10 protein-coding genes are annotated in these 7,507 nt (G+C 65.2%); 9 read left to right on the forward strand and 1 reads right to left on the reverse strand.

Annotated elements, in window-relative coordinates; translation table 11 throughout:
• Window positions 1–285 precede the first annotated feature (285 nt).
• Complete coding sequence (locus EOA33_RS17770) at window positions 286–741, forward strand: DUF2214 family protein (RefSeq protein ID WP_127406193.1); 456 nt, start codon at window positions 286–288, stop codon at window positions 739–741.
• A gap of 51 nt (window positions 742–792) precedes the next feature.
• On the opposite strand, the gene nth is transcribed toward EOA33_RS17770, so the two are convergent.
• A complete protein-coding gene (nth, locus tag EOA33_RS17775; RefSeq protein WP_127406194.1) occupies window positions 793–1,599 on the reverse strand; it encodes an endonuclease III in 807 nt (268 codons plus the stop codon).
• A gap of 22 nt (window positions 1,600–1,621) precedes the next feature.
• On the opposite strand from nth, the gene EOA33_RS17780 reads away from it, so the two are divergent.
• From EOA33_RS17780 to EOA33_RS17815, 8 genes are all read left to right on the forward strand, one after another.
• Window positions 1,622–2,137: a DUF2244 domain-containing protein gene (locus EOA33_RS17780; protein WP_127406195.1), complete on the forward strand. Its 516-nt coding sequence runs from the start codon at window positions 1,622–1,624 to the stop codon at window positions 2,135–2,137.
• Window positions 2,138–2,292: 155 nt separating this feature from the next.
• Window positions 2,293–3,198 (forward strand): bifunctional helix-turn-helix domain-containing protein/methylated-DNA--[protein]-cysteine S-methyltransferase, encoded by a 906-nt coding sequence (locus tag EOA33_RS17785; RefSeq protein ID WP_189375432.1) that lies wholly within the window; start codon window positions 2,293–2,295, stop codon window positions 3,196–3,198.
• Between the two features lie 241 nt (window positions 3,199–3,439).
• Complete coding sequence (locus EOA33_RS17790) at window positions 3,440–3,910, forward strand: hypothetical protein (RefSeq protein WP_127406196.1); 471 nt, start codon at window positions 3,440–3,442, stop codon at window positions 3,908–3,910.
• 23 nt (window positions 3,911–3,933) lie between these two features.
• Window positions 3,934–4,326, forward strand: coding sequence for a hypothetical protein (locus tag EOA33_RS17795; protein ID WP_126058310.1), 393 nt, complete (start codon window positions 3,934–3,936; stop codon window positions 4,324–4,326).
• Window positions 4,293–4,832 (forward strand): hypothetical protein, encoded by a 540-nt coding sequence (locus EOA33_RS17800; RefSeq protein WP_126058309.1) that lies wholly within the window; start codon window positions 4,293–4,295, stop codon window positions 4,830–4,832. The genes EOA33_RS17795 and EOA33_RS17800 overlap by 34 nt, the downstream gene beginning before the upstream one ends.
• Window positions 4,807–5,289, forward strand: coding sequence for a hypothetical protein (locus tag EOA33_RS17805; protein WP_127406197.1), 483 nt, complete (start codon window positions 4,807–4,809; stop codon window positions 5,287–5,289). Before EOA33_RS17800 ends, EOA33_RS17805 begins: the two co-directional genes overlap by 26 nt.
• 90 nt (window positions 5,290–5,379) lie before the next feature.
• On the forward strand, window positions 5,380–6,279 hold the full coding sequence (locus tag EOA33_RS17810) for a ribokinase (protein ID WP_126058307.1): 900 nt from the start codon (window positions 5,380–5,382) through the stop codon (window positions 6,277–6,279).
• Between the two features lie 8 nt (window positions 6,280–6,287).
• On the forward strand, window positions 6,288–7,507 hold a 1,220-nt coding region (locus EOA33_RS17815), incomplete at its 3' end, for an amidase (protein WP_127406198.1).

A 7,507-nucleotide genomic window follows, 5' to 3' on the forward strand; every position in this document is an offset into this window, starting at 1 on the left:
GTCCAGCCGGTGCGCCCGCAGGATGGTCCGCGCCGTTTCGATGACCGGCACGCCGGTTGCCTTTGGACTGCCCATGGAACTTGCCTCGCTTGAACGTCAAGAAGGCGCCTAGCAAACCTCCCGCACCGAACAAGGGCCACGGCGGTCCGGATCATCCTCCAGACCAGAACGTCCCATCACGCCAGGGCAGCTAGCTGCCCGCCGTGTCTGGGAATTCTGTCCGGCGATGCTAGTCTTAGCGGAAATCTGATTCAGCCCGCATATCATCCAACCAGAGGAAAATGCATGGATACCACCGACCTCGTGCTGGCCATCATCCATCATCTGCTGGTGTTTTCGCTGGCCGGCATCATCGGCGCCGAATTCGTGCTGCTCCGCGGCGATCTGCCCGCCGCGACGCTGAAGCGCCTTGTCGGCATCGACCGCCATTACGGCATCATCGCCGCGCTGATCGTCATCGTCGGCGCCGGCCGTGTCTTCTACGGCCTGAAGGGCTGGGAGTTCTACATCTACAACTGGATGTTCTGGGCAAAGATGACGGCCTTCGTCATCGTCGGCCTTTTGTCGATCATTCCGACCATCCGCTTCATTTCCTGGAACCGGCAGGCCGGCGCCACTCCCGGCTTTCAGGTGCCGGCGGCGGAGCTCGCCTCGGTCAAGACCTATGTCCGCGCCGAAGCCTTCATCTTCCTGCTGATCCCGGTCTTCGCGGCGGCTATGGCGCGCGGCTACGGCTCCTGAGCAATTCCGGGAAACTGCGCGGCGCGGTCTCCGTCGGGGTTGCGCACCGCTTCAAGCCTCGGCGGCAACCGTCTCCGAAAGCGGCGCGATCGGCACCAGCGGCGCCGGCATCTCGGCCGTCTTCTCCGCCGCCTTGCAGATGTCGGCGATGACGCAGGCCGGACAATCCGGCTTGCGCGCCTTGCAGACATAGCGGCCATGCAGGATCAGCCAGTGATGCGCATGGCGCATATACTCGGCCGGGATGATCTTCAGCAGCCCCTGCTCGACCTGTTCCGGCGTCTTGCCGGGCGCCAACCCGAGGCGGTTGCCGATGCGGAATATATGCGTGTCGACCGCCATCGTGTGCTGGCCGAAGGCCATGTTGAGCACGACATTAGCGGTCTTGCGCCCGACGCCCGGCAGCTTGATCAGCTGGTCGCGGTCGGCGGGCACCTTGCCGCCATGCTCGTCGATCAGCGCCTTGGACAGCGCGATCACGTTCTTGGCCTTGTTGCGCCAGAGGCCGATGGTGCGGATGTAGTCGCCGACTTTCGCTTCGCCGAGCGCCAGCATCTTCTGCGGCGAGTCGGCGACCGCAAACAGCGCCCGCGTCGCCTTGTTGACGCCGGCATCGGTGGCCTGCGCCGACAACACCACCGCCACCAGCAGCGTGAAGGCGTTGACATGCTCGAGCTCGCCCTTCGGCTCCGGTCGCTGCACCGAAAACCGCCGGAAAATCTCGCGCACCTCGGCCGGGCTGTAGAGGTGCCGTGATCGCGTCGGCCTCGGCCGCGGTTTGGCGTTCGAGCCGTCGCGCCGGCCGGGCGGCAATGCATTTTTGGCCATCGGGGATTTTTTCGTCTTGGGGCTTGCCATTCCCTTCCTATAATATCCAGGCATGAGCGACACAAACGCCTCTTTCCAGGCTGACGAGCCCTTCTTCCAGGCTGACGAGCCCTTCTTCCACGCCTTGCTGACACCGCACCGCTCGCTCGGCCGCACCGGCTTTTTCGTCCTTATGGGCGCGCTGTCCTTCGGCTGGCTGGCCACCGGCGCCTTCTTCCTGTCGCGCGGCGCCTGGCCGGTGTTCGGCTTCTTCGGGCTCGACGTGATCGCCGTCTACATCGCCTTCCGCGTCAACTACCGTGCCGCCCGCGCTCGCGAGGAAGTCTCGGTGTCGCGCACCAGCCTCGACATTCGCAAGACCGCGCCATCGGGCAGGTCGGAGGCGCACCGCTTCAATCCGTTCTGGGCGCGCTTCTCGATCGCCCGCCATGCCGAGATCGGCATCACCAGGATGGCGGTAGAGGCACAGGGACAGACCGTGTCGATCGGGTCCTTCCTCGACCCCGTCTCCCGCGAGAGCTTTGCCACCGCTTTTTCGCGCGCGCTCGCGACCGCCAGGGCGCGCTGACTGTCGAATTTGTAAGCGTGCAACGAATCCGGCGGCCGGCTTTCCACGCCTTGCCGTAGGAATTCAAGCACGTCGCGGGCGGGCGGCAGCAGGGCAAGTTTCGGGTGGTGGCAAAGGGCGGGAAGACCGATATTCGCGGTCAAGGAGATATTGCCATGAACGCCCAGATGACCATGAATACGCAGATGAAAACGACCGCGATCCTTGAGAACGAAATTACTCCCGAGGGCAGCGACTACGAGGTCGTGCGCCGCGCCATCGAGAAGATCAGTCTCGACTATCGCGACCAACCTTCGCTCGAGGATCTGGCCGAGGAGGTCGGCGAGACGCCGACGGGTCTGCAGAAGCTGTTCACCCGCTGGGCCGGCCTGTCGCCCAAGGCCTTTCTGCAGGCGGTCACGCTCGACCATGCGCGCCGGCTGCTCGATTCCGGCATGCCGCTGCTCGAAACCTCGTTCGAGCTCGGCATGTCGGGCCCGGGACGGCTGCATGACCTCTTCGTCACCCATGAAGCGATGTCGCCGGGCGACTACAAGACGCGCGGCGCCGGCCTCACCATCCGCTACGGCTATCACATCTCGCCTTTCGGCATCGCCCTGATCATGGTCACCGACCGCGGGCTTGCCGGCCTCGCCTTCAACGATCCCGGCGGCGAGCGCGCGGCCTTCGCCGACATGTCCGGCCGCTGGCCGAACGCGGCCTATGTCGAGGACATGAGCTCTACAGCGCCCTACGCCGCGCGCATCTTCGATCCAAGACTGTGGCGCGCCGACCAGCCGCTGCGCGTGGTGATGATCGGCACCGACTTCCAGTTGCGCGTCTGGGAAACCCTCTTGCGCATCCCGATGGGCAAGGCCTGCACCTACTCCTCGATCGCCGCCAGCATCGGCGCGCCGAGCGCCAGCCGCGCGGTGGGTGCCGCGGTCGGCGCCAATCCGATGTCGTTCGTCGTGCCTTGTCACCGCGCGCTCGGCAAGTCCGGCGCCCTCACCGGATACCACTGGGGCCTGACCCGCAAGCGTGCCATCCTCGGCTGGGAGGCGGGACAGGTCTCGTCCTGAAACGTCGATATTTTCGAGTTTTGTTGCACAAAACCGTGGATCAAAGTATAAACAAGTATTCCTACATTTATCGCCTTTGCCCCCAAATTTATAGGCATTACAACCGGCGACAACCTGTGGTTTCGCCGGTTTTACTCTTTTTAGGCAAGTGAAGACATTTCATTTTACCCTAAATTAACTACGATAAAGCGAAGATGCCTTTGTATTAAGTCGGACCATCCGGCTTGATAGGAGGGTTTCGATGAAGTTCTTTCGCGCCGTCATCGGTGCGGCACTGCTGGTCGCCTGCATCGACCAGACCGCATCCGCAGCCACCGGAAACGTGCTGTTCAACGGCACGATCACCGCGACCTGCACGATCACGATCAACTCCAACGGCACGATGACCGTCAGCACCAATCTTCAGTCGCTGAGCTCCCACAATGCAGGCGGTTCGGCCGGCAGCGCCCAGGTGGATACCACCGGCGGCGTCACGCTCAGCGTCGACCCGGTCACGACCACCACCGTGCCGGCCTCAGATGTCACGGCCACCACATGGACCCCGACCTTCGCCACCTCCGGCGCGCAGACCATTGCCGAGACCGGCACCGCGACCGCGCTGACGGTACCGGGCACATCGACGGTCGCGGTCAATCTTGCCGGCACCAAGAGCGGCTCGAACCGCTTCTCCGCCGGCAACTACCAGGCAACCGTCACACTGCGCTGCGAATAGCCTTCTCGCGAAAGGAGCGGTCTTTGAAAAAGGTTGGAATTCTGACGGCTGCGCTGGCCGTCGTGTTGTCTCCCCTTGCCGCGACGGGCCAGTCGATGACGCCGATGCGCGGCGAGGTGAGGTCGTTCACCGATGCTTTCGCCGTCCGCGTCTTTCCGGGCAACCCGTACGACCAGCGAATTCGCGTCGAGGTTCATGTCTACGACCAGGATTTCCAGCCGATAGCCGCCAGGATCACGCCCAGCGCCTTTCTTCTGGCCGGCCAGGCATCGCGTCCGGTTCTGGTGGTCGTGCCGTTCGACGGCGCGACCGAGCGTAAAGTGCGTATCTGTACCGAGAGTATCCCCTTTCCAAGCGAGCAGACGCAGATAAGGGCACAGATATGCGGAAAGTTCTTCGGACATCGCAGGTCCTGACCCTCTCCTTGCTGTCCGCTTTGGCGGTCGTGAGTTCGGGGTTTGCCGAGGACATACTGAACCTGAACCAGAACCAGACGGGTTTCACCCTGCCCGGTGTCACCCTTCCCCAGGGCCAGGACGAGGTGCATGCTTCCGACGGCACCACCTGCCGCTCCTCGGTTTCAGGCAGTGGCGCCTATCTCGACGTCGGCGTCATCAGAGGCAACAACAGCAGCCAGTCGAACAGCGACATCGCCACCTATGGCCGCGTGGTGGTCCCGATCGGTCGGACGCCGAAGCGTGTCGATTGCAGCCGCCTCTACGAGCTTGAGGTCGAGCGCCTGCAGATGGAACTGAAGCTGCTCAAGATGGGCCTCGGCGCCGACGGCCAGACGACGGGCAGCGTGGCTGCCGCCGGTCCCACGGCCGCTCCCGCTCCCGCAACCGCTTCGGCCGGATGGGCCAACGAAGGCTGGAGCATCAGAGGTACGAACGGCGATGGCAGGAAAAAGAAGAAGAAATAGCCGCACCCTGCTTGCGGTGGCAGCACTTGCCGGCCTCTGCTTTCCCGCGCAGGCGGCGATCGTCGGCACCTGCACGATCGTGATCGGCGCCTCGGGAACGATGACGTCGAACCCCGCCATCAACATCCTCGGCTCCAAGCAGGCGGGCGGGTCGAGCGCCGGCGCCACGATCACCGCAAGCTCGCTGCTGTGCTCGATCCTCAACCTGCTCGACTGCTTTTCGGTTTCCGCGCCGGCGCCGATCGCCTTCACTTCGGCTCCAAGCGGCGGCGACACCAACGTCACCTTCGCCACCGTCTTCCGGCTGGACGGCTCGGGCACGGACATTCCGGGCAGTTCGCCGCAGCGGGTGATCAACGGCACACACACCATGCTGGTCGACCTCGCCGCCACCAAGTCGCCGGGCATCTTTCCGGCCGGCACCTATCAGGGCACGGTCACCGTGCGCTGCGAATGAGCAAGTGGCAGCCGGCGCGGAACCCTATTGTGGGCTGGCAAGCGGCGCTCTTACAGGCTAGCTTCCCGCGCAGTCAGCAGGAGGCTCTTCTTGATTATCGTTGTCGGCTCCATCAACCTCGACCTCATCGCCAATGTCGACCGCTTGCCGGCGCCCGGCGAGACGGTGCGTGGCTCCACTTTCGCCACCGCGCCCGGCGGCAAGGGTGCCAACCAGGCGCTGGCCGCCGCGCGCGCCGGCGCCAAGGTGCGCATGGTCGGCGCCGTCGGCAAGGATAGCTTCGCCGCCGAGGCGCTGGCTTTGCTCACTGGCAAGGTCGATCTCTCCGGCATAGGCGAGAGCTTCGCTTCGACCGGCACGGCGCTGATCCTGGTCGGCGCCGACGGTGAAAACGTCATCGCCGTGGTCCCGGGCGCCAATGATTCGGTGCTGCCCGGCGATATCGCCAAGGCACAGCTCAAGAAGGGCGACGTCGTGCTGCTGCAGCACGAGATCCCCTTGCAGACCGTTGACGCCACGCTGGAGGCGGCGCGGGCGGCCGGCGCCATCAGCGTGCTCAACACCGCGCCGTTTCGCGCCGAGGCATCCAACCTGCTAAGCAAGGCCGACTATGCCGTCGCCAACGAGACTGAATTCGATCTCTATGGCGAGGCGCTGTCGCTCAGCGGCCGTGACCGCCCCGCGCGGATGCGCGACTATGCCGGCAAGACCGGGCGTACTATCGTCGTCACCCTCGGCGGCGATGGCGTGTTGGCCGCGACGCCCGACACGTTCCTGACCGTGCCGGCGCTGGAGATAACCCCGGTCGACACGGTCGGCGCCGGCGACACGTTTTGCGGTTATTTCGGTGCCGGCCTGTCGTCGGGCCTGCCGCTCGAACAGGCGCTCGCACGCGCCGCCACCGCCGGCTCGCTCGCTTGCCTGAAGCCGGGCGCGCAGCCGGCCATTCCGTTGGCAAAAGATGTCGACGCGGCCCTCCCAGGCGCGTGACGACGGCCATGCGTCCCAAGACAAAGCATGCCGTTCCGCCGGCCGGCGACATCTGCCGTCTGTCCGCCGTGGAGCTAGCCGGCGCGATCGGGCAGCGCCGCCTGTCGGTGCGCGAGGTGGTCGCAGCTTTTCTCGACCGCATCGAGGCGGTGAACCCGCAGGTCAACGCCATCGTGTCGCTGCGCGATCGCGCCGGCATCCTCGCTGAGGCCGACAGCGCGGATGCCCATCTGGCGCGCGGCGGTGAGACGGGAGCATTGTTCGGCCTGCCGATTGCGATCAAGGACCTGGCCCTGACCAAGGGCCTGAAAACCACCTTCGGCTCGCCGATCTTCGCCGACTTCGTCCCCGGGGAGGACGACTTCTTCGTCGAGCGCGTCCGCAAGGCCGGCGCCATCATTATCGGCAAGACCAATGTCCCCGAATTCGGGCTTGGCTCCAACACCTACAACACTGTGTTCGGCCCGACGCTCAACGCCTTCGATCCGGCCTTGACCGCCGGCGGATCGAGCGGCGGCGCGGCGGTGGCGCTTGCGCTCGACATGGTGCCGATCGCCGACGGCAGCGACTTCGGCGGCTCGCTGCGCAATCCCGCCGCCTACAACAACGTCTATGGCTTCCGCCCCTCGCAGGGGCTGGTTCCCGCCGGGCCGGACATCGATGTCTTCCACGCGCAGATGGGTGTGGAAGGGCCGATGGGCCGCAGCGTGCGCGACATCGCGCTGCTGCTCGACGAGCAGGCCGGCTATCATCCGCGCGCCCCGTTGTCGCACGACAAGCAGGGTTCCTTCCTCGACGGATTGTCGACGAAGGCAACTGGTGGCCGCATCGCCTGGCTCGGCGATCTCGGCGGTCACCTGCCTGTCGAGCCGGGCATAGTCGATCTTTGCCACGCCGCGCTCGCCCGTTTCGCCGATGCCTCCTTCCACAGCGAGGCGCAGGTGCCGGATGTCGATTTCGAGGCGCTGTGGCAGGCCTTCGTCACGCTGCGCCAGGCGAGCAGCGGCTGCGCGCTCAAGGTCCACTACGACGATCCGGCCAAGCGCAGGCTGCTGAAACCCGAAGCCGTGTGGGAGGTGGAGCAGGCGATGCGCCTCACCGCGCCGCAAGTCCATGCCGCAACGGTGAGGCGCTCGGCCTGGCACCGAACGCTGCTGTCGATCTTCGACCGGTTCGACCTGGTCGCGTTGCCCACCGCGCAGGTCTTCCCTTTCGAAGTCGCCACCCA

This window comes from Mesorhizobium sp. M4A.F.Ca.ET.050.02.1.1 (assembly GCF_003997725.1).
GTDB lineage: Bacteria > Pseudomonadota > Alphaproteobacteria > Rhizobiales > Rhizobiaceae > Mesorhizobium.

Excerpts from the sequence above, each read along its gene's own strand:
- EOA33_RS17770 (WP_127406193.1), top strand. The coding sequence starts at position 286 with ATGGATACCACCGACCTCGTGCTGGCCATCATCCATCATCTGCTGGTG.
- nth (WP_127406194.1), bottom strand. The coding sequence starts at position 1,599 with ATGGCAAGCCCCAAGACGAAAAAATCCCCGATGGCCAAAAATGCATTG.
- EOA33_RS17780 (WP_127406195.1), top strand. The coding sequence starts at position 1,622 with ATGAGCGACACAAACGCCTCTTTCCAGGCTGACGAGCCCTTCTTCCAG.
- EOA33_RS17785 (WP_189375432.1), top strand. The coding sequence starts at position 2,293 with ATGAACGCCCAGATGACCATGAATACGCAGATGAAAACGACCGCGATC.
- EOA33_RS17790 (WP_127406196.1), top strand. The coding sequence starts at position 3,440 with ATGAAGTTCTTTCGCGCCGTCATCGGTGCGGCACTGCTGGTCGCCTGC.
- EOA33_RS17800 (WP_126058309.1), top strand. The coding sequence starts at position 4,293 with ATGCGGAAAGTTCTTCGGACATCGCAGGTCCTGACCCTCTCCTTGCTG.
- EOA33_RS17805 (WP_127406197.1), top strand. The coding sequence starts at position 4,807 with ATGGCAGGAAAAAGAAGAAGAAATAGCCGCACCCTGCTTGCGGTGGCA.